A 23,035-nucleotide genomic window follows, 5' to 3' on the forward strand; every position below is an offset into this window, starting at 1 on the left:
AGGGTACGGCGCCGGGGCGTCGGGCGACCAATCGGGGGCCTCGCCGACACCTGCGGAGCGCCCTTCGAGGCTCGCTGCGCTCGGCACCTCAGGGAGCGGGTCTCGATGCGACGACGCCCCGAGCCGGGACCCAGGGAGCGGGCCTGGACGCGACGACGCCCCGAGCCGCATCGGGCTCGGGGCGTCGTCGTGGATCGCTAGTTGCCGCGCAGGATCGCGAGGATGCGGAGGATCTCGACGTACAGCCAGATGATCGTGGCCGTGATGCCGAAGGCCGCCTGCCAGCCGTACTTCGCCGGGACGCCGCGCTGCACGCCGATCTCGACGTTGTTGAAGTCGAGCATGAGCGAGTACGCGCCGAGCGCGACCGCCAGCAGGCCGAGGCCGAGGCCGATCGGGATGCCGAAGATGGTGGCCGAGCGGAGGCCGAAGGGCTCCTGGTTGATGCCCGTCCACATGAGGACGAGGTTCACGACCGAGAACAGCGCGTACGCGATCATGATGATGAAGAAGAAGCGCGTGAACTTGGGCGTGACGCGGACGATGCGGAACGCGTAGAGCACGAGCGTCGCGGCGAACACCGAGGCGGTGCCGAGCAGCGCCTGCAGGATGATGCCGGAGTACTGGCCGCCGAAGCCGTACTCGAAGAGCACGCTGATGCCGCCGACCGCGAGGCCCTGGGCTGCGGCGTAGGCGAGGACCAGCGGTGCGCTGGGCTCGCGCTTGAACGCGTTGACGAGGCCGAGCACGAGCCCGACGACGAGGCCCACCCACATGAGGCCCTGCATGATCGTGCCGTTGCCCGTGAGGAACAGCGCCATCTGCAGCAGGAACGTCGTGGCGACGGCGCCGAGCGTGACGACCGTCTTGCGGATGACGTTGTCGTACGTGAGGCGACCCGTGTCGGCGGACGTCGCCGACGGGCGCTCGTACATCGAGCCGAGCTGCTCGGGCGTGGGCGCGCCGGGCTGCGCGTAGCCCTGCTGGCCGTAGCCCTGCTGGCCGGAGCCCTGCGGCTGCGCCGGGCCCTGCCCCTGCTGGGGAGCGTAGGTCTGCCCGGTCACGTAGCCGCCGCTCTGCTGCAGCTGCGCGGCCCGCTGGGGGTCGCGCGAGAAGGCGGGGGAGTTGGAGAAGCCGAAGCCTGCCACGGTGATGTGCTCCTGTTCGGGAAGGGAAGTCCGCCCCAGGCTAGCCGCGATCGCCATGGATTGGCTGTGATGGCGGGTGCGTTCGCCTGGGGCGCAGGGGCACCGGGCGGTCATCCGGGACCCGTACCCTGTCCGCGTGACCAGGCCACTCGTCGTCGCCCACCGGGGAGCCAGCGGCTACCGCCCCGAGCACTCCGCGGAGGCCTTCCGCCTCGCCGCGCGCCTCGGCGCCGACATGCTCGAGCCCGACGTCGTGTCGACGCGCGACGGCGTGCTCGTGCTGCGGCACGAGAACGAGATCTCCGGCACGACGGACGTCGCGTCGCGGCCGGCGCTCGCCGACCGCCGCACGACGAAGGAGGTCGACGGGCAGCCGGTGACGGGGTGGTTCACCGAGGACCTCACGTGGGATGAGCTGTCGCAGCTCACGGTGCGCGAGCGCATGCCGCGCCTGCGGCAGGCGTCGGCGACGTTCGACGGGCGGCTCGGCATGCTGCGGCTCGTCGACCTGCTCGACATCCTCGACGAGACGGGCCTCGGCATGGTGGTCGAGATGAAGCGCGCGACCCACTTCGCCGGGCTCGGGCTGCCGCTCGACGAGCTGCTCGCCGACGTGCTGCGCGATCGCGGCTGGGCGTCGACGCCCGACCGGCTCGTGGTGGAGGCGTTCGAGCAGGACGTGCTGCACCGGCTGCGCGCCCGCGGCATCGACGGCCGGTACGTCTACCTGCTCGAGCGGTCGGGTGCTCCCGCCGACGTCGTCGCGCGCCTCGGGAGCGCGGCGCCGACCTACGCGTCGCAGCTGGGCGACGACGGGCTGCGCGCGATCGCCGCCGCGGGGCTCGACGGCATCAGCGTGGCGAAGGACGTGCTGCTGCGGGAGGGCCGCGACGGCGTGCGCGCGACGGACCTCGTCGATCGCGGGCACGCCGCCGGGCTCCTGGTGCTCGCATGGACGCTGCGCCCCGAGAACCGCTTCCTCGCGACGCCGCACCGACGCGGTCGGTCGCAGGCGGACTGGGGCGACTGGATGACGGAGTGGGACATCCTGCTGCGGACCGGGGTCGACGGCGTCTTCGCCGACCATCCCGACCTCGCGCGCCTCGCCGTCGACCGCGCGGCCGGCGCGAGCCGCATCGGCTGACGCGGCGTCGTCCGCTCGCCCGCGTCGCCCGCTCGCCCGCGTCGGTCGAACGGGTCCGACGCGGATGCGACGGCCGAGGGCCGCCCGGCGTCCACCGTCCGTTCATCCGCCGTTCGCGCCGCATCCGCAGGATGCAGAGGTCCCTCACAGCACAGGAGCCCCTGCAGTGCACAAGCGCGCCCTCTCCGTCGCAGCCCTGACCGCCGTCGCCATCGGCAGCGTCGCGGTCGCGACCCCCGCCCTCGCCGCCGATGCGGACGTCCGCATCAACGAGGTGCAGTCCAACAGCAGCGTCGGCGCCCCCGACTTCGTCGAGCTCGTCAACGCGGGCGCCACCGACGTCGACGTCTCCGGCTGGATCCTCCGCGACAGCGACGACGCGAACGCCCACGTCATCCCCGCGGGCACGGTCCTCGCCCCGGGCGCGTTCCTCGTGCTCGAGCCGAGCGAGTTCGGCCTCGGGGCGAACGACTCGGCGCGGCTCCTCGACGACGCGCTCGTGCCGATCGACGCGTACGCGTGGACCGCGCACGCCTTCACCGAGGGGCGCCTGCCCGACGGCAGCGGCGCGTTCGTCGACACCGAGCCCACGCCCGGCGCCGCCAACGTCGCGCGCATCCCCGTCGTCGTGGCGGTGCCGGTCGAGACGGGCATCCGCGTCAACGAGGTGCGCTCGAACGACCCCGACGGCGGCGAGGACTTCGTCGAGCTCACGAACGTGAGCGATGCCGCCGTCGACGTGTCGGGCTGGATCCTGAGGGACGACGATCCGCTCTCGACCCTGCGCATCGCAGCGGGCACGGTCGTCGCGCCCGGCGCCTTCGTCGTCGTCGAGACCGACGTCACGCCCGACGGCTTCGGCCTCGGCTCGAACGACGAGATCAGCGTCATCACCGCGGACGGCACGGGCCTCGCCGACCGATACGCGTGGACCGACCACGCGACCTCCGAGGGCCGCGTGCCCGACGGCACCGGCGACTTCGTCGACACCGAGGTCACCCGCGGGCAGGCGAACGTCGAGCGTGCGATCGACTCGCCCGTCGTCATCAACGAGGTCGAGTCGAACGGCGACGCCGTGAGCGACTGGGTCGAGCTCGCGAACACGGACACCACGAACGCCGTCGACGTCTCGGGCTGGACGGTGCGCGACAGCGATCCGTCGAACCCCTCGATCACCCTGCCGGCGGGCACCGAGATCGAGTCGGGCGGCTACCTCGGCATCCGCACCGACGCGCCGGAGGACTTCTTCGGGCTCGGCGGCACCGACCGCGTGACCGTCCGCGACGCGGAAGGCGCCGTCGTCGACACCTTCGGCTGGTCCGGTCACGCCGCGACCACCTACGGCCGCTGCCCCGACATGACCGGCGCGTTCGGCGTCACCACGTCGTCGACGTTCGAGCTCGTCAACGACTGCGCCGTCGTCGAGGAGCCCGTCGTCGACACGATCGCCTGGCCCTACGGCCAGGACGTGCGCGACGCGGTGGCGCCCGGGACGTGGGGCGAGGACATGTCCGGCCTCGACATCGCATCCGACGGCACCGTCTTCGCCGTCAACAACGACGACGGCCAGATCTTCGAGCTCTCCGGTGGCGGCGACGACCTGTACGCCATCGCGCGCTCGTGGGTGCCGACGTACCCGGACGGCTCCGGCCAGCCCGACGCCGAGGGCATCTCGGTCGCCGGCGACGGCGCCATCCTGCTCTCGACCGAGCGCGACAACGCCGCCTCGAACGTGTCGCGGCCGTCGATCCTGCGCGTCGTGCTCGGCGAGGACGGCGCCTCGACCACGACGCACGAGTGGAACCTCACGGCGCTCACGGGCCCGCTGGGCGCGAACGCGGGCATCGAGGCCGTGGAGTGGATCTCGGATGCGGACGCGACGCGGCTCGGCATCCGCGACGCCTCGGGCGCCGCGTACGACCCCGCCGCGTTCGGCGCGCACCTCGGCGGCATCGTCGCCTTCGCGGTCGAGGCGACCGGCGACCTCCACCTCGCGGTGCTCGAGGAGGACGGCGGCATGACGCTGCTGCAGACGACCCGGCCCGGGCCGGCCGTCTCGGTCGTCATGGGGCTCGACTGGCGCGCGGGCGGCAACCAGCTGTGGGCGCTGTGCGACGAGGCGTGCGACAACCGCCTCTCGGCCCTCGCGATCGTCGACGGCCTGCTCGCATGGCAGTCGGACGTCGCCCCGCCCGCGGCCATGCCGACGTCGTACACGAACGAGGGCCTCGCGATCGCGTACTGCGACGTCGCCGACGTGACGCCGACGACGCTGTGGATCTCCGACACCGCGCACGAGGGCGTCTCGCTGCGCGTCGCGCGGGGTGCGGACTGCGTCGCGGCCGAGCCGACGCCCGGCCCGTCGGAGCCCGCGCCGTCGGAGCCGGCGCCGTCGGACCCGGCGCCGTCGGACCCGGCGCCGTCGGACCCCGCCGCCTCGCCGTCCGGCGCGCCCGTCGTGGGCGGCCAGGCAGGCGGTCAGGGCGGTCAGGGCTCGCTGCCGCGGACGGGCATCGAGGTGGGCGTCGGCATGCTCGCGCTCGCGATGCTGCTCATCGCGGCCGGCACGATGCTCGGGCTGCGCCGGCGCGCCTGAGTCGCCCCTTCGAGACGCTGGCTCGCTCCGCTCGCCTGCTCCTCAGGGAGCGGGTGGGCGGGCACCCCCCTCGGGGAGCGGGCGGGCGGGCATCCCCCTCGGGGAGCGGGCGGGCGGGCATCCCCGCTCCCTGAGGTGCGAGCGGAGCGAGCCTCGAAGGGCCGCGTGGGCGGTTACCCCCGCTCCCTGAGGTGCGAGCGGAGCGAGCCTCGAAGGGCGGGCGTCGGCGGTCGCCCGTAGGATCGTGAGGTCATGACGGATCTCTGGGGGCTCGACGACGCGGCGCTCGTCCCGACGCCGCTCGGGCGCGACGGCGCCAACGAGCCCGGCGTCGACGACGCCCTGCTCGACGGGCTCAACCCGCCGCAGCGCGAGGCGGTGCTGCACCGCGGTCCCGCGCTGCTCATCGTCGCCGGCGCGGGCTCGGGCAAGACGCGCGTGCTCACGCACCGCATCGCGGGGCTGCTGTCGACGCGCGAGGCGTGGCCGAGCCAGATCCTCGCCATCACCTTCACGAACAAGGCCGCCGGCGAGATGCGCGAGCGCGTCTCCGCGCTCATCGGCGACGAGGCGCGCGGCATGTGGATCTCGACCTTCCACTCCGCGTGCGTGCGCATCCTGCGGCGCGAGGCCGAGCAGTTCGGCTTCAAGCAGTCGTTCACGATCTACGACTCCGGCGACACGCGTGCGCTCGTCAAGCGGCTCATCAAGGACTCCGGCTCCGACACCCTCGGGCTGACGCCCGGCGGCACGGCCTCGAAGATCTCGAAGGCGAAGAACGACCTCCACGACGTCGACTCGTACCGCGAGACCGCGAACCTCTCCGACCCGCGCGAGCAGGCGTTCGTCGAGATCTGGCGCCGCTACGACCACGAGCTGCGGCGCGCGAACGCCTTCGACTTCGACGACCTCATCGGCCAGGTCGTCTACCTCTTCCGCGCCTTCCCCGTCGTGGCCGCGCTCTACCGCAAGCGGTTCCGCCACATCCTGGTCGACGAGTACCAGGACACGAACCGCGCGCAGTACGCCCTCATCCGCGAGCTCACGCAGGGCGTGCCCGCCCACACCCTGCCGGATCAGCGCGGCGAGATCCCCGGCGCCTCGCTCACGGTCGTCGGCGACTCCGACCAGTCGATCTACGCCTTCCGCGGGGCCGACATCCGCAACATCGTCGAGTTCGAGCGCGACTTCTCCGACGCCAAGGTCGTGCTGCTCGAGCAGAACTACCGGTCGACGCAGCACATCCTGTCGGCGGCCAACGCCGTCATCAAGCACAACTTCGACCGCCGCGACAAGAACCTCTTCACGACCGAGGGCGACGGCGACATGATCGTCGGCTACACGGGCTACTCGGGCCACGACGAGGCGCAGTTCGTCGCCGACGAGATCGTCTCGCTGCAGACGACGGGCATGCCCTGGTCGCAGATCGCCGTGTTCTACCGCACGAACGCGCAGACGCGAGCGCTCGAGGAGATCCTCATCCGCTCCGCGATCCCGTACAAGGTGATCGGCGGCACGAAGTTCTACGAGCGCGCCGAGATCAAGGACGCCATGGCGTACCTCGTCGCCGTCGCGAACCCCGACGACGCCATGAGCCTGCGGCGCATCCTCAACGTGCCGAAGCGCGGCATCGGGCCGGCGACCGAGGCGGCGCTGCAGTCGTTCGCCGACGAGCACGACATCACGCTGCGCGACGCGATGCGCCGCGTCGACGAGCTCGGCTTCGGCCCGAAGGTCACCGGCGCCATCCGCACCCTCGCGACGCTGCTCGACGCGCACTCGCAGGCCGAGAACCCCGACCCGGGCTCGGTGCTCGCCGACCTCATGGGGCGCACGGGCTACCTCGACCAGCTGCGCGCCTCGCCGGATGCGCAGGATGCCGCGCGTGCCGAGAACGTCGAGGAGCTCATCGCCGTCACGCGCGAGTTCCGCAAGGCGAACCCGAACGGGTCGCTCATCGACTTCCTCACCGAGGTCGCGCTCGTGGCCGCCGCCGACGAGCTCGACGACTCCGAGGGCCAGGTGTCGCTCATGACGCTGCACACGGCCAAGGGCCTCGAGTTCGACGCCGTGTTCATCACGGGCGTCGAGGAGGATCTCCTGCCGCACCGCATCTCGGCGAACGAGCCAGGCGGACCGGCCGAGGAGCGCCGACTCTTCTACGTCGGCGTCACGCGTGCCCGCAAGCGCCTCTACCTCTCGCTCGCGATGACGCGTGCGCAGTTCGGCGAGGTCACGGTCGCGATGCCGAGCCGCTTCCTGCAGGAGATCCCCGCCGAGCTCATCGACTGGCGCCAGTCGCCCGGCTTCGTCAACGGCCGCGGCGGGTCGCAGTCGCGAGCCCTCAACGCGCGGCAGGGCGGCGCGAGGCAGGGTGCGCTCGGCACGGGCGCCGCGCCGCGCTCGATGGGCCGGTACCCGTCGTTGCCCGAGGGCGAGAAGAAGGCCTTCCCGAACACGATCGCAGAGGTGCGCGACAACTCGGGCCTCGAGCTGGTGCCCGGCGATCGCATCCGCCACAAGGACTTCGGCGAGGGCCGCGTCTCGGCCGTCACCGGCGTCGGCGCGAAGCGCGTCGCCGAGGTGCAGTTCGACGCCGTCGGCAAGAAGCGCCTCCTCATCAAGATCGCGCCGATCGAGAAGCTCTAGCGCTGCCGCGAGCCTCGGCTCGTGCGGTGGATCGCCTGCTCGTCGGCCGCCCGCGTCCCGCACAGGCAGGCCTCGGAGCGTGCGGTGCGAGGTCTCGGGTCGGCCGCTCGCACGAACGCGCCGAGCGGCGAGGATCGCCGCGTGCTCGATCCTCCGCTGCCGCCGGGCGGCGTCCTCTCGACGTCGCAGCTCGCCGCCGTCGGCTGGACGGCGAGCGCCGTCCGACGCGCGGTCGCCGAGGGGCGGCTCGAACGCCTCCGGCCCGGTTGGCTCGCGGTGCCCGGCGCGCATGAGCCGACGATCCGGGCCGTCCGGGCAGGCGGGTGCCTGTCGTGCGCCGACGCGCTGCGCGTCCACGGGGCATGGGTGCCCGAGACGCTCGGCACCGGGCACGTGCGGAGGGGCAGGCACGCGGCGCACCGCCGCGCCCGTCGGGTGCCGGCCGTACGGCGCGAACCCGCGCGTGCGGTCGGCGGTGGACGACGTCGAGACGGCGTTCCGCTGCGTCCTGCGCTGCGGCAGCGACGAGGACGTCGTCGTCGTGGCGGACTCGCTGCTGCACCGCGGCGACGCGACGCGCGACGAGCTCGAGCGGTGGATGCGGGATGCGCCGGCGCGCGTCCGCGCACTGCTCGCCAGGGTCGACGCCGCCGAGTCGGGACTCGAGAGCATCGTGCGCATCCGGCTGCGATCGTGCGGCATCCGCGTGCGGACGCAGGTCTGGATCGGCCGTCGACGCGTCGACCTCCTCGTCGGCGACCGGCTCGTCGTGGAGTGCGACGGCGCCGAGCATCACGCGGGCTGGACGGCGCACGCGGCTGATCGCGAGCGCGACCGCGAGCTGGTCGCCGCGGGATACGTCGTCGTGCGCGTCACATACCGGCAGGTCGTCGACGACTGGGAAGCCGTGCTCCAGGACGTCCTCGCCATCGTGCGTCGACGGGGACACCGCGATGCGCGCACGCAGAAGCGCGGCTGAGCGAGGCTTCGAGGACGCATCGCGTCCGTGGCTCGCTCAGCCGCGCATGTGCGCAGCCCGGTCAGTCGCCGGGCGGCTCCTCGTCGCGCCGACGGCGGCGGAGGCCGCGCCTCGCCGTCGGGATCGACGTCGTCGACAGGGCGCCGCGGTCGAGCTGCGGGTGCGGCTCGTGCGACTCGATCTCGACGTCGAGCGTCGCGATCGCCTCGGTCGACGTCGCAGCGCTCTCGGCCGCGAGGCGCGCCTCGAAGCGGGCGCTGCGGCGGCGCAGCCACAGCGAGAGGCCGATGATGACGATCGCGAGCACGTACGCGATGACCGCGAACGGCGACTGCACGAGGTAGGCGGGGTCGCCCACGCCGAGCTGCATCGCCTGTCGCAGCTCCTCCTCGGCCATCGGGCCGAGGATGGCGCCGACGACGAGCGGCGACACGGGGAACCCGTGGCGGCGCATGAAGAAGCCCATGACGCCGAGGATCAGCAGGATGAAGATGTCGAACGTCGTGAAGTTCGCCGCGTACGCGCCGAGGCCGGCGAAGACGAGGATGCCCGCGTACAGGTAGGGCCGGGGGATCTGCAGCAGCTTCACCCAGAGGCCGACGAGCGGCAGGTTGAGCACGAGCAGCATGACGTTGCCGATGTAGAGGCTCGCGATGAGCGCCCACACGAGCGGACCCTGCGACTCGAACAGGCGCGGTCCCGGCTGGATGCCGTACGTCTGGAACGCGGAGAGGATGATCGCCGCGGTCGCCGTCGTCGGGATGCCGAGCGTCAGCAGCGGCACGAGCACGCCGGCGGCGGCGGCGTTGTTCGCCGACTCCGGTCCGGCGACGCCCTCGATGGCGCCCTTGCCGAACTGCTGCTTGTACTCGCCCTTCGCGAGGCCGCGCTCGGTCGCGTACGACAGGAACGTCGCCACGTCGGCGCCGCCGGCCGGGATGGTGCCGATCGGGAAGCCGATCGCCGTGCCGCGCAGCCAGGGCTTCCACGACCTCGCCCAGTCGGAGCGGCGCATCCACGTACGCCATCCGCGGGTGATGGGGATGAGCGGGATCTGACCGCTGCGCAGCCGCGACCCGATGTAGAGCGCCTCGCCGAGGGCGAAGAGCCCGACGGCGACGAGCACGACGTCGATGCCGTCGGTGAGCTGCGGGATGCCGAGGGTGAAGCGCGACTGCCCGGAGATCGAGTCGACGCCGACGAGGCCGATGAGCAGGCCGATCGCGAGCGAGACGACGCCGCGCCACACGCTCGCGCCGAACAGCGCGCCGATGGTGAGGAAGGCGACGATCATGAGGGCGAAGTAGTCGCGCGGGCCGAGCCCGACGGCCCAGCGGGCGATCGTGGGTGCGACGAGCGTCAGCAGGACCGTCGCGATCGTGCCGGCGAGGAACGAGCCGATCGCGGCGGTGGCGAGGGCGGCGGCGCCACGGCCCGCGCGGGCCATCTTGTTGCCCTCGAGGGCCGTGACGATCGACGCGGACTCGCCCGGCGTGTTCAGCAGGATCGACGTCGTCGATCCGCCGTACATGCCGCCGTAGTAGATGCCGGCGAAGACGATGAGGGCCGCGGTGGGCTCGAGCGCGTACGTGATGGGGAGCAGGAGCGCGACCGTCATGGCCGGGCCGATGCCGGGCAGCACGCCGACGGCGGTGCCGACGAAGACGCCCAGGAGTGCGTACAGCAGGTAGATGGGCTGCGCGGCGGTGGCGAAGCCCTCGAGGAGGAGGGTGATGCTATCCAAGGGGGATCCAGCCGGTGAGGGTGCCCGTGGCGGGCAGCGAGAGGCCGAGCAGGGTGCCGAAGAGCAGCTGGCTCACGATGCCGAGGCCGAGCCCGACGAGCACGGCGACCCACCACTTCCTCGCGCCGAGCGCGATGGCGGATGCGGCGAACAGGATCGTGACGCCGAGCGGCCAGCCGAGGAACGGGATGGTGACGACGAGCGACAGGAACGCGAGGGCGACGATGCCGGTCGTGATCCAGGAGGTGCCGGCGTCGAGGTCGACGTCCTCGCCCTCCTCCGCGTCGCCGAAGCGGCCGCGGAGCTGGCCGACGAGGACGCCGATGCCGGACACGAGCAGCAGCCCGCCGACGGCGTAGGGGATGACGCGGGCGCCGAGCGTCGTGGCCGTGCCCGCCTCGCGGATCTGCGTCGTGAGGACGAGCGCCGCGACGCCGAGCGCGATGACGACGCCGACGACGACCATGGCCTCGATCCGGTGCGCCCGGGGGAGCACGCGGGTCGAGGCCGGCGCACCCTCGGGTGCGCCGGCCTCGACGGTCACGAGGTGAGGCCGATCGTGCGCAGCGTCTCCTGCGTCAGCGTGATGTCCTCGTCGAGGAAGGCCTGGAAGTCGTCGCCGGTGAGGAACGCGTCGGTCCAGCCGTTCGTCTCGACGGCATCGGTCCATGCGCCGCCGTCGTGCATCTCGGTCACGAGGTCGACCAGTGCCTGCTGCTGCTCGGCGGAGATGTCGCCGGGGGCGAGGAGGCCGCGCCAGTTCGTGAGCTCGATGTCGATGCCCTCGTCCTGCAGCGTCGGCACGTCGGGCAGCATGAGCGCGGGCTCGGCCGACGAGACCGCCAGGGCGCGCAGGTCGCCGGACTCGACGGACTCGGCGAACTCGCCGACGCCCGAGATGCCGACCATCGACGTGCCGCCGAGGAGCATGGTGAGCGCCTCGCCGCCACCGGAGTTGGCGATGTAGTTGAGCGTCGTGGGCACGTCGGCCGCGTCGACGCCCGCCTCGACGAGCAGCTGCCCGGCGAGGATGTGGTCGATGCCGCCGGCGGAGCCGCCCGTGACGGTGACCTGGGGGCCGTCCTCGACGATGGCGTCGACGAGGTCCTCGACGGTCTCGAACTCGGAGTCGGCGGGCACGACGATGACGAGCGGCTCCTGCGTGAGGCGCGCGATGGGCGTCATGTCCTCGATGCGGTTCTCGGATGCGTTCGTCTCGACCGCGCCGACCATGACGGATCCCGTGACCATGACGGTCTGGAAGTCGGTCTCGGTCGCGAGGCTCGCGAGGCCGACGGTGCCGCCGGCGCCGCCGATGTTCGTGACGGGAGCCGAGCCGACGAGCTCGTCGCCCGTGAGCGCCGCGGAGACGGCGCGCGCCGTCTGGTCCCAGCCGCCGCCCGGGTCGGCGGGGGCGATGACGTCGAGCGCCGAGATGTCGGCGGGTGCTCCCGCGTCGGCGTCGCCGCCGTCGGTGGCTCCGGAGGAGCAGGCTGCCAGCGCGAAGGCCGAGACGGCCACGGCACCGATCGTGAGGGTGCGCCGGAATCGGCTGGTCTGAACGTCGTCGGTCATGTCGATCGCCTCTCATCGTCGAGCGACCGGCGCCATGCCGGATCGCGATCTGGGGAGACGATAGGGAACGCCCGGCACGCGCATCCGCTTGCGTGCGAAACGCGTCGTTGTGGTCGTTTCGGTCCTCGCCAGCGCGCGGCCGCGGGCGCTTCCGCCGTAGCATCGGGCACATGATCCGGGCGATGACGCTGCGGAGCCAGCTCGTGCTGCTCCAGTCGGTCATCATGCTCGTCGTCATCGTGGGCGCCGGCATCGCCGCCGTCATCATCCAGGAGCGGCAGATCCGCGACGCGTACGTCGACCGCATGGTGGGGGTCGCCTACTCGGTGGCGCAGCTGCCGACGGTGCTCGAGGCGTTCGACGATCCCGAGCCGTCGGTGACGATCCAGCCGATCGCCGAGCTCATCCGCCAGTCGTCGGACGTGACGTACGTCGTCGTGACCGACATCGACGGCATCCGCTTCTCGCATCCGAACCCCGAGCGCATCGGCGAGCCCGCGTCGACCGAGCCGACGGCGGCGCTGACGGGGGAGATGGTCATCACGACCGAGACGGGCACGCTCGGCGAGTCGTGGCGCGTGAAGGTGCCGGTGTTCGACGCGAGCGGCACGATCGTCGGCCAGGTGTCGGTCGGCATCCTCGAGTCGGAGCTGCGCGACGACCTCGTGGGCTCCATCTGGTCGCTCTCCGGCTTCCTCGCCGTCGCGGCGATCATCGGCGTGCTGCTCGCGACGTGGGCGGCGAGCGTCGTGCGCCGCCGCCTGCACGGCGTCGAGCCCGACGAGATCAAGGCGATGCTCGAGACGCGCGACGCCACGCTCCACGGCATCCGCGAGGGCATCGTCGTCGTCGGCGACGACGGCCGCATCGTGCTGTGCAACGACGCGGCGGCACGGCTGCTCGACGTCGACGTCGACCATGCCGTGGGCGAGGCGATCGAGGACGTCCTCGACGCCGACCTCGCCGGGCTGCTCGCCGACGACGGGCAGCAGCTCGTGCTCGCCGGCGAGCGCGTCCTCGTGGCGCACGCCGACCCCGTCGTCGTGCACGACCGCACGGTCGGCACCGTCGTGATCCTCGTCGACCGCACCGAGACCGACGAGGCGCTGCGCGCGCTCGCGGGCGCGCAGTCGGCCGCCGAGGGCCTGCGCGCGCAGCGGCACGAGTTCGCGAACACGCTGCACACGATCGGCGGCCTCATCGAGCTCGGGGAGTCGGATGCGGCGCTCGCGATGGTGCGCCGGGTGGGCGACGGCGGCGCGATCAGCGGCGTCGAGGAGTCGGGCATCCTCGACCTCGAGCTCGCGGCGCTCGTGCTGGCGAAGCGCGCGCGGGCGCGCGAGCTCGGCGTGCGGCTGTCCGTCCACGCCGCGGGCCTCACGGCGCCCTTCGCCGTCGACGGCGCCGACCTCGTGACCGTCGTGGGCAACCTCGTCGACAACGCGCTCGAGGCGACGGGACCGCAGGGGCGCGTGCGCGTGACGCTCGTCGACGACGCGAGCGAGGGGCGCATCGTCGTCGAGGACGACGGGCCGGGCGTGCCCGCCGACGAGCGGGCGTCCATCTTCGAGCTCGGGCACTCGTCGAAGGGAGAGGGGCGTGCGCGCGGCTACGGCCTCACCCTCGTGCGCCGCGTCGTGCGCCGCCTCGGCGGGCACGTCGACGTCGCGGACTCCGAGCTGGGCGGCGCGCGCATGACGGTGACGCTGCCGATCGTCGCGCGCGCCGACGCCGAGGTCGTGCGGTGACGGTCGTGCTGCGCGCGCTCGTCGTCGAGGACGAGCCGGCGGTCGCGCTCGTGACGCGCGGCTTCGTCGAGCGCCATGCGGGCTTCCAGGTCGTCGCGGTCGCTCCGACGGGCGAGCAGGCGCTCGACGCCGTCGAGACGCTGCAGCCGGACGTGGTGCTGCTCGACGTGCACCTGCCGGACATGTCGGGGCTCACGGTGCTGCGACGCCTGCGATCGCGCGGCAGCCGCGTCGAGGTCGTGGCGGTGACGGCGGCGCGGGACCTCGAGACCGTGCGGCTCGCGCGCACGCAGGGCGTGCGCCACTACCTCGTGAAGCCGTTCGACATGCAGGCGCTGCACCAGCGCCTCGACGACGTGCACCGCGCCGTCGCGCAGGAGCGGTCGCTCGCGGCGTCGACGCTCGACCAGGCGGGCATCGACGCGGTGCTCGGCAGCGCCGCAGGTCCGCGGCTCGTGCGCAAGGGCGTCAACGAGCGCACGCTGCAGACGGTCGAGGCGGCGCTCGTCGAGGCGGGCGTGGATGCGTCGGCCGCCGAGGTCGCCGAGCGCACGGGCATGTCGCGCGTGAGCGCCCGCCGGTACCTCGAGCGGCTCGTCGAGCTCGGCGTCGCGCGCGTCGAGCCGCGCTACGGCTCGGCCGGGCGACCCGAGCACCGCTACACGGCGTCGAGCGTCTGAGGGCTCAGACGACGACGCGCAGGATGCGGTCGTCGTCGGCGCCGGGCGTGCCGTTGGCGTCGCGATTGCTCGTCGTGAGCCACAGCGCGCCGTCGGGCGCGAGGGCGACGCATCGCAGGCGGCCGAGCTCGCCGCCGAACGCGAGGCGCGGCTCGTCGGCGCCGTCGCCGGCGAGCGGCACGACCCACAGCCCCTGGCCGCGCAGCGCGCAGAGGTAGGCGACGCCGCGGTCGATCTCGAGGCCCGACGGCGAGCACTGCGACGTCGGCCACGTGACGACGGGGTCGACGAAGCGGTCGCCGCCGCCGGCGCCCTCGACCTCGGGCCATCCGTAGTTGCCGCCCGGCTCGATGCGGTTCAGCTCGTCGGCCGTGTCCTGCCCGAACTCCGCCGCCCACATCCGGTCGCCGTCCCATGCGAGCCCCTGCGGGTTGCGATGGCCGAGCGACCACACGCGGGTGCCGAACGGGTTGCCCTCGGCCGCCTGGCCGTCGAGGTCGAGCCGGAGGATCTTGCCGGCGAGCGAGTCGGGATCCTGCGCGAGCGCGCCGTCGGCCGCGTCGCCGACGGTGACGTAGAGCATGCCGTCCGGTCCGAAGCGCAGGCGCCCGCCCTGGTGGTTGGACGCGAGCTCGATGCCCGACACGAGGACCTCGGGGGCGCCGATGCCGCCGTCGAACGGCATGCGGACGAGCCGGTTGTCGGACTCGCTCGAGAGGTAGGCGTAGAGCGCGTCGCCCGTCGGCGCGAGCGCGAGGCCGAGGAGGCCGCCCTCGCCGCGCGGCGCGACGCCCGGCACGACGCCCACCTCGTCGACGGCGCCCGCGTCGTCGACGCGCAGGATGCGTCCGGTCTCGCGCTCGGAGACGAGCGCGGCGCCGTCGGGGAGGAAGGCGAGCGACCACGGCACGGCGAGGCCCGTCGCGATCGTGCGGTCGAGCGTCGGGAAGGCCGGGGGCGTCGTCGCGGGCGGCGACGCCGCGGCGCCGGCGCCGTCGCCGGCGTCGTGGACCGTCGGCCCCGCCGCCTCGGTCGGGGCGCACGCGGCGAGGCCCAGCCCGCCGGCGAGCATCCCGGTGAGCATCGTCCTGCGCGTCAGGCTCATGCGGCGAGCGTAGGGGCGTCGGCGCGTGCCGGGCAGGGGCTTCCGCCCGCGTCGGCCGTGTGCGTCAGAGCACGAAGACGAACGTCATGGCCACGAGCGCCGCGACGGCGGCGACCCAGATGAGCGGCCGCATGCGGTTCGCCATCGTGCGCGAGGGTCGGTCGTCGTCGAAGTGGGAGTAGGCGGGGTCGAGCTCGGGCGGGATGCGGTCCTGCTCGTGCTGGTGCTCGCGCTCGTGCTGCATGCCTCCAGCGTGGCAGGTCGCGGGCGTGCCGCGCCACGGGTCACGCCCGCACGGCCGCCACGAGGTCGCGGGGGGTGCCGAGCCATGCCGGGCCGTGCCCGGGCACGACGACGTCGGCGTCGATCGCGGCGAGGCGGTCGAGCGAGGCCTCGGCCGCGGCGAGGTCGTCGGTGAAGGGAGCGAGCTGCGGATGCGCGTGGCCCGTGAGCACGTGCCGCGTCGTGAGCGCGTCGCCGACGGCGACGACGCGGTGCGCGGGGAGGTGCACGGCGATCGAGCCGGGGGAGTGGCCGGGCATGCCGACGACGACGGGCGAGCCGGGCAGCGGCAGCACGTCGCCGTCGACGACCTCGCGCACCTCGCCGACCCGCCGCGTGCGACCACCCTTCGCGATGGCGGTCGCGACGAAGGCGAGCGCGGCGGGGAGCCGCCAGGCGGGGCGCGCGGTGGGCGGGGGCGCGTCGTCGCCGCGCGTGCGACGGGCATCGGCCGTGTGGACGTAGACGGGCACGCCGCGCTCGGTGCGCAGCGCCTCGGCGAAGCCGATGTGGTCGGAGTCGCCGTGCGTCAGCACGATGCCGCGCACGTCGGCCTCGGACCGGCCGAGCTCGCGCAGCGCGCGGCGGAGGTCGCGGCGGTGCCCGGGGAGGCCCGCGTCGACGAGGGTGATGCCGTCGTCGACGACGACGAGCAGGAAGGCGACGCGATCGTCGCCGAGGCGGTGGACTCCGGGAGCGAGCTGCATGATGGCTACGATACATAGCCATCATGGCTAGGGTCAATAGCCTACGATGGGTCGCACCCCGAACGGAGGATCGATGCCCGCACCCGAGCGCACGACGACGGCCGCGATCGTCGAGGCGGCGCGATCCGTCCTCGAGGTCGACGGCGTCGACGCCCTCACGATGCAGGCCGTGGCCGGCCGCGTCGGGGTCCGGGCCCCCTCCCTCTACAAGCGCGTCCCGGGTCGCGACGCGCTGCTCGACGCCGTCGTCGTCGCGACGCTCGCCGACCTCGCGAGCGCCATCGCGACGGCGGCCGAGCAGGGCGACGATCCGCGTGCCCGGCTCGTCGCGATGGCGACCGCCACGCGCGAGCTCGCCCGGCGGGCGCCGGTGGGCTACGGCCTCCTGTTCGCCCCGGCCCCCGGCGCTCGCGCCGACCCCGCGGCGCTCGCCGCCGCCGCCGATCCGATGCTGGCCGCCGTGCGCGAGCTCGTCGGCGACGAGGACGCGCTCGACGCCGCTCGGCTCCTCACCGCCTGGCTGCACGGCTTCGTCACGATGGACCTCGCGGGCGCCTTCCGGCTCGGCGGCGACGTCGAGTCGGCGTTCGGCTACGGGCTGCGCCGCGTGCTCGACGCCCTCGGCGACTGATCGTCGGGCGTCGCGCTAGGCGACGTGCGTGCCGAAGAGCGTGCCGATCGCGAAGGTGACGACGAGGGCGCCGACGCCGCCGACGAGCACGCGCAGCATCGCGCGGCGCTTGCCGGCGGCGCCGATGCGCGCGGCCGTGAAGCCCGTGGCGAGCAGCGCGACGACCACGGCGACGAGCACCGACCACGGCGCCCAGCCAGCGGGCACCACGAGGACGGCGAGCAGCGGGACGAGCGCGCCGGCCGAGAAGGCCGCGGCGGAGGCGGCCGCGGCCGACCACGGGTCGTTCGGGCTCTCGTCCTCGTCGAGGCGGTACTCGATGTCGAGGTGGGCGCGCAGCGGGTCGGCGGCCGTCAGCTCGGCGGCCACCGCGTGCGCCGTGCGGGGCGAGAGGCCGCGCAGCTCGTACATGTGCGCGAGCTGCGCCTCCTGCCCGACGGGGTTCGAGGCGAGGAAGCGGCGCTCGCGGCGGATGGCCGCGCGCTCGCTGTCGCGCTGCGACGACACCGACACGTACTCGCCGACGCCCATCGAGAGCGCGCCGGCGACGAGCGCGGCGACGCCGGCCGTGAGGATCGCGCCCGACGACGCCCCGGAGGCCGCGACGCCGACGATGAGCGCGGCGGTCGAGACGATGCCGTCGTTCGCGCCGAGCACCGCCGCGCGCAGCCATGACAGGCGCGAGGCGGCCGACCCGACCGGCGACGGCAGGTCGGGGTAGCGGTGCAGGGCGGGATCCACCCCTCCATCGTCCGGGCGCGCGGCGCCCGGCGCATCCGGGGAGCACCTGCCATCTCGCTGGCGACCGAGCCGAACGCCACGGCTTCGGGCGACCGAATCCACAGGCATCCGCAGGCGAGCGCAGACCGGGCGCGGCAGGGGCAGCGGGCTGCCCGTGCGACGGGGATAGGCTGGTCGGCGGCCCCCACTCCCAGCAGAAGGATTCCGGTGGATCTCTACGAGTACCAGGCCAGGGACATGTTCGAGTCCCATGGCGTTCCCGTCCTGCCAGGCATCGTCGCCGACACGCCCGAGGAGGCCGAGGCAGCAGCCAGGCAGCTCGGCACGCCGGTCGTCGTCGTCAAGGCGCAGGTCAAGACCGGAGGTCGCGGCAAGGCCGGCGGCGTCAAGGTCGCGAAGAGCCCCGAGGAGGCCCGCGCCGCAGCGGAGGCCATCCTCGGCCTCGACATCAAGGGCCACACGGTCCACCGCGTCATGGTCGCCGCAGGCGCGCAGATCGAGGAGGAGTACTACTTCTCCGTGCTGCTCGACCGCGCGAACCGCTCGTACCTCGCGATGTGCTCGTACGAGGGCGGCATGGACATCGAGGAGCTCGCGGTCGAGCGCCCCGAGGCCCTCGCGAGGGTCGCGGTCGACCCGGCGATCGGCATCACGCTCGACGTCGCGCGCCACATCCTCGCCGAGGCGTCGTTCCCGGCGGACGTCGCGGAGCGCGTCGCGCCCGTGCTCGTCACGCTGTACGACGTCTTCGCGAAGGAGGACGCGACGCTCGTCGAGGTGAACCCGCTCGTGCAGACGGCCGACGGCGCCATCGTCGCGCTCGACGGCAAGGTCACGCTCGACGAGAACGCCGGCTTCCGCCACGAGGCCCACGCGGGCCTCGAGGACGCCGCCGCCGCCGACCCGCTCGAGGCGAAGGCCAAGGAGTCGGACCTCAACTACGTGAAGCTCGAGGGCCAGGTCGGCATCATCGGCAACGGCGCGGGCCTCGTCATGTCGACGCTCGACGTCGTCGCGTACGCCGGCGAGGAGTTCGGCGGCGTCAAGCCCGCGAACTTCCTCGACATCGGCGGCGGGGCGTCGGCCGAGGTCATGGCGGCCGGTCTCGACGTCATCCTCGGCGACGAGGACGTCAAGAGCGTCTTCGTGAACGTCTTCGGCGGCATCACCTCGTGCGACGCCGTCGCGAACGGCATCGTGCAGGCGCTCGAGATCCTCGGCGACACCGCGACCAAGCCGCTCGTCGTGCGACTCGACGGCAACAACGTCGACGAGGGTCGACGCATCCTGGCCGACGCGGCGCACCCGCTCGTGACGGTCGTGGACACCATGGATGAGGCTGCCGCGAAGGCCGCCGAGCTGGCATCGGCGTAGGGGGAAGCAGCATGTCGATCTACCTGAACAAGGATTCGAAGGTCATCGTCCAGGGCATCACCGGCGGCGAGGGCTCCAAGCACACCGCGCGCATGCTCGCGGCCGGCACGCAGGTCGTGGGCGGCGTCAACGCCCGCAAGGCCGGCACGACCGTCTCGCACACCGCCGCCGACGGCTCCGCCGTCGAGCTGCCCGTGTTCGGCTCGGTGCGCGAGGCGATCGACGCCACGGGCGCCGACGTCTCGATCGTCTTCGTGCCGCCGGCGTTCGCGAAGGACGCCGTGGTCGAGGGCATCGACGCGGGCATCGGCCTGCTCGTCGTCATCACCGAGGGCATCCCCGTGCAGGACTCCGCGGAGTTCTGGGCGCACGCGAAGGCCTCGGGCACGACGCGCATCATCGGCCCGAACTGCCCCGGCATCATCACGCCCGGCGAGTCGCTCGTGGGCATCACGCCCGCGAACATCACGGGCAAGGGCCCCATCGGCCTCGTGTCGAAGTCGGGCACGCTGACGTACCAGATGATGTTCGAGCTGCGCGACATCGGCTTCTCGACCGCCATCGGCATCGGCGGCGACCCGATCATCGGCACGACGCACATCGACGCCCTCGAGGCGTTCGAGGCCGACCCCGACACGAAGGCGATCGTCATGATCGGCGAGATCGGCGGCGACGCCGAGGAGCGTGCGGCCGACTTCATCAAGGCGCACGTCACGAAGCCCGTCGTGGGCTACGTCGCGGGCTTCACCGCTCCCGAGGGCAAGACGATGGGCCACGCCGGCGCCATCGTCTCGGGCTCGTCGGGCACGGCCGCTGCGAAGCAGGTCGCGCTCGAGGCCGCGGGCGTCAAGGTGGGCAAGACGCCCTCCGAGGCCGCCCGCCTCATGCGCGAGGTCATCGCGGCGCTCTGATCGGCGACGCGACGACGGGCCCCGGCTTCGGCCGGGGCCCGTCGTGCGTGCGGGGCGCGCTCGGCGGGCGTCGCCGGGAGGGCGCGCCAGGGAGGCACTGCGAGGGCATCCCTCGCGTGGGCGGTCGGTCGTAGGCTGGAGGCACCGCCACCAGATCCGAGGAGCATCATGCTGCGCGCCGTCGTCAACGCCCACGTCATCCCCGTCGAGGGCGAGCCGTTCGGCGGCACCATCGTCATCCGGGACGGGCGCATCGAGGCGCTCGGCACCGACGTGGCCGTGCCCGAGGGCGCCGAGGTCGTCGACGTGCAGGGCGCCCAGGTCACGCCCGGCCTCGTCGACGCGCACGTGCACCTCGGCGTGCACCCCGAGGGCGACGGCAGCGGCGCGAGCGACACGAACGAGATGACGGGCGTCAACCAGGCGGCCGTGCGCACGATCGACGCGATCGACCCGTTCGACGAGGGCTTCGACCTCGCGCTCGCCGGCGGCGTCACGACCGTGAACGTCAACCCGGGATCCGGCAACCCCATCGGCGGCCTCGCGACGACGCTGCACACGCACGGCCGCATCGTCGACCGCATGGTGCTGCGCGAGCCCGCGGGCCTCAAGTCGGCGCTCGGCGAGAACCCGAAGCGCGTGTACGGCGAGCGCAAGCAGACGCCGTCGACGCGACTGGGCACCGCCAAGGTCATCCGCGAGGCGTTCGTCGCCGCGCAGAACTACCTGCGCAGGCACGCCGACCCCGACGGGAGCGCCGACCTCGACCTCACGCACGAGGCGATGGCGAAGGTGCTGCGGCGCGAGATCCCGTGGCGCCAGCACGCGCACCGCGCCGACGACATCGTCACGGCCGTGCGCATCGCCGAGGAGTTCGGCTACGAGCTCGTCATCGACCACGGCACCGAGGCGCACGTCGTCGCCGACCTGCTCGCCGAGCGCGGCATCCCCGTGCTCATCGGGCCCCTCTTCACCACGAAGTCGAAGATGGAGCTGCGCGGCCGCTCGATCGCGAACCCCGGCCTGCTCGCGAAGGCGGGCGTCGACATCTCGATCATCACCGACCACCCCGTGATCCCCATCTCCTTCCTCGTGCACCAGGCGTCGCTCGCCGTGCGCGAGGGCCTCGACCGCGAGACGGCGCTGCGCGCCATCACCATCAACCCCTCGCGCGTCCTCGGCGTCGCCGACGAGGTGGGCTCGCTCGAGGTCGGCAAGCGCGCCGACGTCGTCGTCTGGGACGGCGACTGGATGGACCCGATGGCCCGTCCGTCGCTCGTGCTCATCGACGGCGCGGAGGTGTACCGCCGCGAGTCGGGCGTCGAGACGATCGCGCCCCGCGCGTGACGGCCGTCACGCATCCCGGCGACCTGCTGACGCGCCGCAGGCGCACGGCGACCATCGTCGTGCTCGGGCTCCTCACGGCGCTCGGGCCGTTCACGATCGACCTCTACCTGCCCGCGTTCCCCGTGCTGGCGGAGGACATCGGCGCGACCGACGGCCAGGTGCAGCTCACGCTCGCCGCCACGACGCTCGGCTTCGCGCTCGGGCAGCTCGTGCTCGGGCCGCTCAGCGATCGGCTCGGCCGCCGCTGGCCGCTCGTGGCCACGTCGTCGCTCCACGTCCTCACGTCGATCGGCATCGCCGTCGCCCCCGACATCGAGGTGCTCACGGTGCTGCGCGTGCTGCAGGGCATCGGCGCGGCCGGTGGCGCCGTCGTCGCGATGGCGATGGTGCGCGACCTGTTCTCCGGCCGCTCGCTCGTGCGCTACCTGTCGCGGCTCGCGCTCATCATGGGCCTCGCGCCCATCCTCGCGCCCGTCATCGGCTCGTGGCTGCTCGGCGTCACGCAGTGGCGCGGCATCTTCTGGGTGCTCGCGCTCTACGGCGCGGTCGTCATCCTGCTCGTGTCGACGCTGCTGCGCGAGACGCTGCCGCCCGAGCGACGCCTGCGCACGAGCGGCATGGGCGCGCTCGGCAGCTACCGTCGGGTGCTGGGCGACCGGAGGTTCATCGGCGTCGCGATCATCGGGTCGTCGGGCTTCGCGGGCATCTTCGCGTACCTGTCGACGTCGCCGCTGCTGCTGCAGGAGGTCTACGGGCTGAGCGCGACGCAGTTCGGCGGCGTGTTCGCGCTGTGCTCGGTCGGGGTGTTCGTCGGCGTGCAGACGTCGTCGCGCCTCGCGACGCGCTTCGGCCCGCAGTGGGTCCTCGCCGGCTCGACGGCCGGCATGGTCGTCGCGGCCATCGCCATGCTCGTGCTCGACCGCTCGGGTGCGGGGCTCGCGGGCTTCATCCCGGCGATGGCGGCCTTCACGCTCTCGTTCGGCCTCACGATGCCGTGCGTGCAGGTGCTCGCCCTCGTCGAGCACGGCAGCGAGGCCGGCACGGCCGCCTCCCTCATCGGCGCGTCGAACATGCTGCTCGCGAGCGTCGTCGGCGGCCTGATCGGCAACTTCGCCGTGCGCGACGCCGTGCCGATGGGCGCGGTCATGCTCGGCGGCGGCCTGCTCGCCACGGCGTCGCTCTGGCTGCTCGTGCGACCGAGGTCGGTGCCCGCCCTCAGCGACTGACGGCCAGCTGCTCCCGGCTCGGGATGCCGAGCTCGGCCATGACCGCGCGCGAGCGCGAGCGGACGGTGCCGAGCGGCAGGTCGAGCAGCTGCGAGATCTGCAGGTCGGTGAGCCCCGCGGCCGCGAGCCCCAGGATGTCGCGGTCGATCCACGAGCGGCTGCCGCGCAGCGCGCGACGCGACGCGACGAGGCTCGCCTCGAGGTCGTCGGCGAGCCTGGCCGCCGCGGCGTCGCCGCCGTGGAGCGCCGCGGCGTCGAGCAGCCTGCGCGTGAGCGCGGCGTGGCGCGCCGAGACGATGCCGGCAGCGGCGTCGACGAGCAGCCCCGCGTCGCGGTGCCGTGCGGCCGTCGCGAGGGCGTGCAGCGCGCGCAGCACGGGCGACAGCAGCCGCACGTCGATGTCGGACACGTCGGGCACGGTGTCGCCGAGGCGCGCGTGCAGCGCCGC

Annotated in this window: 20 protein-coding genes and 1 pseudogene; 12 read left to right on the forward strand and 9 right to left on the reverse strand. The window is 73.4% G+C overall.

The features are described 5' to 3' along the window. Nucleotides 1-197: 197 nt before the first annotated feature. Nucleotides 198-1,085 (reverse strand): Bax inhibitor-1/YccA family protein, encoded by an 888-nt coding sequence (locus ABD249_RS12240; protein WP_425546336.1) that lies wholly within the window; start codon nt 1,083-1,085, stop codon nt 198-200. A gap of 199 nt (nt 1,086-1,284) precedes the next feature. On the opposite strand from ABD249_RS12240, the gene ABD249_RS12245 reads away from it, so the two are divergent. The 5 genes and pseudogenes from ABD249_RS12245 to ABD249_RS12260 all read left to right on the forward strand — a co-directional run bounded on the left by ABD249_RS12245 (nt 1,285) and on the right by ABD249_RS12260 (nt 8,516). Beyond that, nucleotides 1,285-2,292 carry a glycerophosphodiester phosphodiesterase family protein gene (locus ABD249_RS12245; protein WP_344343975.1) on the forward strand — a complete coding sequence of 336 codons (1,008 nt, stop codon included), beginning with the start codon at nt 1,285-1,287 and terminating at the stop codon, nt 2,290-2,292. 166 nt (nt 2,293-2,458) lie between these two features. Further along, on the forward strand, nt 2,459-4,888 hold the full coding sequence (locus ABD249_RS12250; protein WP_344343977.1) for a lamin tail domain-containing protein: 2,430 nt from the start codon (nt 2,459-2,461) through the stop codon (nt 4,886-4,888). A gap of 252 nt (nt 4,889-5,140) precedes the next feature. Beyond that, nucleotides 5,141-7,537 carry an ATP-dependent helicase gene (locus tag ABD249_RS12255; RefSeq protein WP_344343978.1) on the forward strand — a complete coding sequence of 799 codons (2,397 nt, stop codon included), beginning with the start codon at nt 5,141-5,143 and terminating at the stop codon, nt 7,535-7,537. 141 nt (nt 7,538-7,678) lie between these two features. Continuing rightward, nucleotides 7,679-7,792 (forward strand): annotated as a pseudogene (locus ABD249_RS16140) (type IV toxin-antitoxin system AbiEi family antitoxin domain-containing protein); the annotation flags it as partial. 220 nt (nt 7,793-8,012) lie between these two features. Beyond that, nucleotides 8,013-8,516 carry an endonuclease domain-containing protein gene (locus ABD249_RS12260; protein ID WP_344343980.1) on the forward strand — a complete coding sequence of 168 codons (504 nt, stop codon included), beginning with the start codon at nt 8,013-8,015 and terminating at the stop codon, nt 8,514-8,516. Between the two features lie 61 nt (nt 8,517-8,577). Here ABD249_RS12260 and ABD249_RS12265 read toward each other — a convergent pair whose 3' ends face one another. From ABD249_RS12265 to ABD249_RS12275, 3 genes are read right to left on the reverse strand one after another with little or no spacing between them, the layout of a single operon-like run. Further along, nucleotides 8,578-10,260, reverse strand: coding sequence for a tripartite tricarboxylate transporter permease (locus ABD249_RS12265; RefSeq protein ID WP_344343981.1), 1,683 nt, complete (start codon nt 10,258-10,260; stop codon nt 8,578-8,580). Then, a complete protein-coding gene (locus ABD249_RS12270) occupies nt 10,253-10,804 on the reverse strand; it encodes a tripartite tricarboxylate transporter TctB family protein (protein ID WP_344343983.1) in 552 nt (183 codons plus the stop codon). Before ABD249_RS12270 ends, ABD249_RS12265 begins: the two co-directional genes overlap by 8 nt. After that, entirely contained in the window at nt 10,801-11,835 is a 1,035-nt protein-coding gene (locus ABD249_RS12275; RefSeq protein WP_344343984.1) for a Bug family tripartite tricarboxylate transporter substrate binding protein, read from the reverse strand. The genes ABD249_RS12270 and ABD249_RS12275 overlap by 4 nt, the downstream gene beginning before the upstream one ends. A gap of 170 nt (nt 11,836-12,005) precedes the next feature. Between ABD249_RS12275 and ABD249_RS12280 the strand changes: the two genes are divergently transcribed. Then, nucleotides 12,006-13,583, forward strand: a complete 1,578-nt coding sequence (locus ABD249_RS12280) for an ATP-binding protein (protein ID WP_344343986.1) — start codon at nt 12,006-12,008, stop codon at nt 13,581-13,583. Then, on the forward strand, nt 13,580-14,263 hold the full coding sequence (locus ABD249_RS12285) for a response regulator (protein WP_344343987.1): 684 nt from the start codon (nt 13,580-13,582) through the stop codon (nt 14,261-14,263). The genes ABD249_RS12280 and ABD249_RS12285 overlap by 4 nt, the downstream gene beginning before the upstream one ends. 4 nt (nt 14,264-14,267) lie before the next feature. Here the strand turns inward: ABD249_RS12285 and ABD249_RS12290 are convergent, their stop codons facing one another. From ABD249_RS12290 to ABD249_RS12300, 3 genes are all read right to left on the reverse strand, one after another. Further along, entirely contained in the window at nt 14,268-15,368 is a 1,101-nt protein-coding gene (locus ABD249_RS12290) for a PQQ-dependent sugar dehydrogenase (RefSeq protein ID WP_344343989.1), read from the reverse strand. A gap of 64 nt (nt 15,369-15,432) precedes the next feature. Next, nucleotides 15,433-15,612, reverse strand: coding sequence for a hypothetical protein (locus ABD249_RS12295; RefSeq protein WP_344343990.1), 180 nt, complete (start codon nt 15,610-15,612; stop codon nt 15,433-15,435). Between the two features lie 40 nt (nt 15,613-15,652). Beyond that, nucleotides 15,653-16,357, reverse strand: coding sequence for an MBL fold metallo-hydrolase (locus ABD249_RS12300; RefSeq protein ID WP_344343992.1), 705 nt, complete (start codon nt 16,355-16,357; stop codon nt 15,653-15,655). Nucleotides 16,358-16,430: 73 nt separating this feature from the next. On the opposite strand from ABD249_RS12300, the gene ABD249_RS12305 reads away from it, so the two are divergent. After that, a complete protein-coding gene (locus ABD249_RS12305) occupies nt 16,431-16,988 on the forward strand; it encodes a TetR/AcrR family transcriptional regulator (RefSeq protein ID WP_344343993.1) in 558 nt (185 codons plus the stop codon). Between the two features lie 15 nt (nt 16,989-17,003). Here ABD249_RS12305 and ABD249_RS12310 read toward each other — a convergent pair whose 3' ends face one another. Next, on the reverse strand, nt 17,004-17,729 hold the full coding sequence (locus ABD249_RS12310; protein WP_344343995.1) for a VIT1/CCC1 transporter family protein: 726 nt from the start codon (nt 17,727-17,729) through the stop codon (nt 17,004-17,006). A gap of 207 nt (nt 17,730-17,936) precedes the next feature. On the opposite strand from ABD249_RS12310, the gene sucC reads away from it, so the two are divergent. From sucC to ABD249_RS12330, 4 genes are all read left to right on the forward strand, one after another. Then, nucleotides 17,937-19,103, forward strand: coding sequence for an ADP-forming succinate--CoA ligase subunit beta (gene sucC / locus ABD249_RS12315; RefSeq protein ID WP_344343996.1), 1,167 nt, complete (start codon nt 17,937-17,939; stop codon nt 19,101-19,103). An 11-nt stretch (nt 19,104-19,114) separates the two neighbouring features. Then, nucleotides 19,115-20,014: a succinate--CoA ligase subunit alpha gene (gene sucD / locus ABD249_RS12320; RefSeq protein ID WP_344343998.1), complete on the forward strand. Its 900-nt coding sequence runs from the start codon at nt 19,115-19,117 to the stop codon at nt 20,012-20,014. Nucleotides 20,015-20,182: 168 nt separating this feature from the next. After that, the gene (locus tag ABD249_RS12325; RefSeq protein WP_425546332.1) at nt 20,183-21,361 is read left to right on the forward strand and encodes an amidohydrolase; all 1,179 of its coding nucleotides are present in this window, start codon (nt 20,183-20,185) and stop codon (nt 21,359-21,361) included. Continuing rightward, nucleotides 21,358-22,587 carry a multidrug effflux MFS transporter gene (locus ABD249_RS12330; RefSeq protein ID WP_344343999.1) on the forward strand — a complete coding sequence of 410 codons (1,230 nt, stop codon included), beginning with the start codon at nt 21,358-21,360 and terminating at the stop codon, nt 22,585-22,587. Before ABD249_RS12325 ends, ABD249_RS12330 begins: the two co-directional genes overlap by 4 nt. Here the strand turns inward: ABD249_RS12330 and ABD249_RS12335 are convergent. Further along, nucleotides 22,577-23,035, reverse strand: a 459-nt coding sequence (locus ABD249_RS12335) for a hypothetical protein (RefSeq protein WP_425546333.1), incomplete at its 5' end; no start/stop codon positions are given. The genes ABD249_RS12330 and ABD249_RS12335 overlap by 11 nt on opposite strands.

Source organism: Agrococcus versicolor (genome assembly GCF_039531815.1).
Classification (GTDB): Bacteria; Actinomycetota; Actinomycetes; order Actinomycetales; family Microbacteriaceae; genus Agrococcus; species Agrococcus versicolor.

Excerpts from the sequence above, each read along its gene's own strand:
- ABD249_RS12255 (WP_344343978.1), top strand. The coding sequence starts at position 5,141 with ATGACGGATCTCTGGGGGCTCGACGACGCGGCGCTCGTCCCGACGCCG.
- ABD249_RS12275 (WP_344343984.1), bottom strand. The coding sequence starts at position 11,835 with ATGACCGACGACGTTCAGACCAGCCGATTCCGGCGCACCCTCACGATC.
- ABD249_RS12280 (WP_344343986.1), top strand. The coding sequence starts at position 12,006 with ATGATCCGGGCGATGACGCTGCGGAGCCAGCTCGTGCTGCTCCAGTCG.
- ABD249_RS12290 (WP_344343989.1), bottom strand. The coding sequence starts at position 15,368 with ATGAGCCTGACGCGCAGGACGATGCTCACCGGGATGCTCGCCGGCGGG.
- ABD249_RS12295 (WP_344343990.1), bottom strand. The coding sequence starts at position 15,612 with ATGCAGCACGAGCGCGAGCACCAGCACGAGCAGGACCGCATCCCGCCC.
- ABD249_RS12300 (WP_344343992.1), bottom strand. The coding sequence starts at position 16,357 with ATGCAGCTCGCTCCCGGAGTCCACCGCCTCGGCGACGATCGCGTCGCC.
- ABD249_RS12305 (WP_344343993.1), top strand. The coding sequence starts at position 16,431 with ATGCCCGCACCCGAGCGCACGACGACGGCCGCGATCGTCGAGGCGGCG.
- sucD (WP_344343998.1), top strand. The coding sequence starts at position 19,115 with ATGTCGATCTACCTGAACAAGGATTCGAAGGTCATCGTCCAGGGCATC.
- ABD249_RS12325 (WP_425546332.1), top strand. The coding sequence starts at position 20,183 with ATGCTGCGCGCCGTCGTCAACGCCCACGTCATCCCCGTCGAGGGCGAG.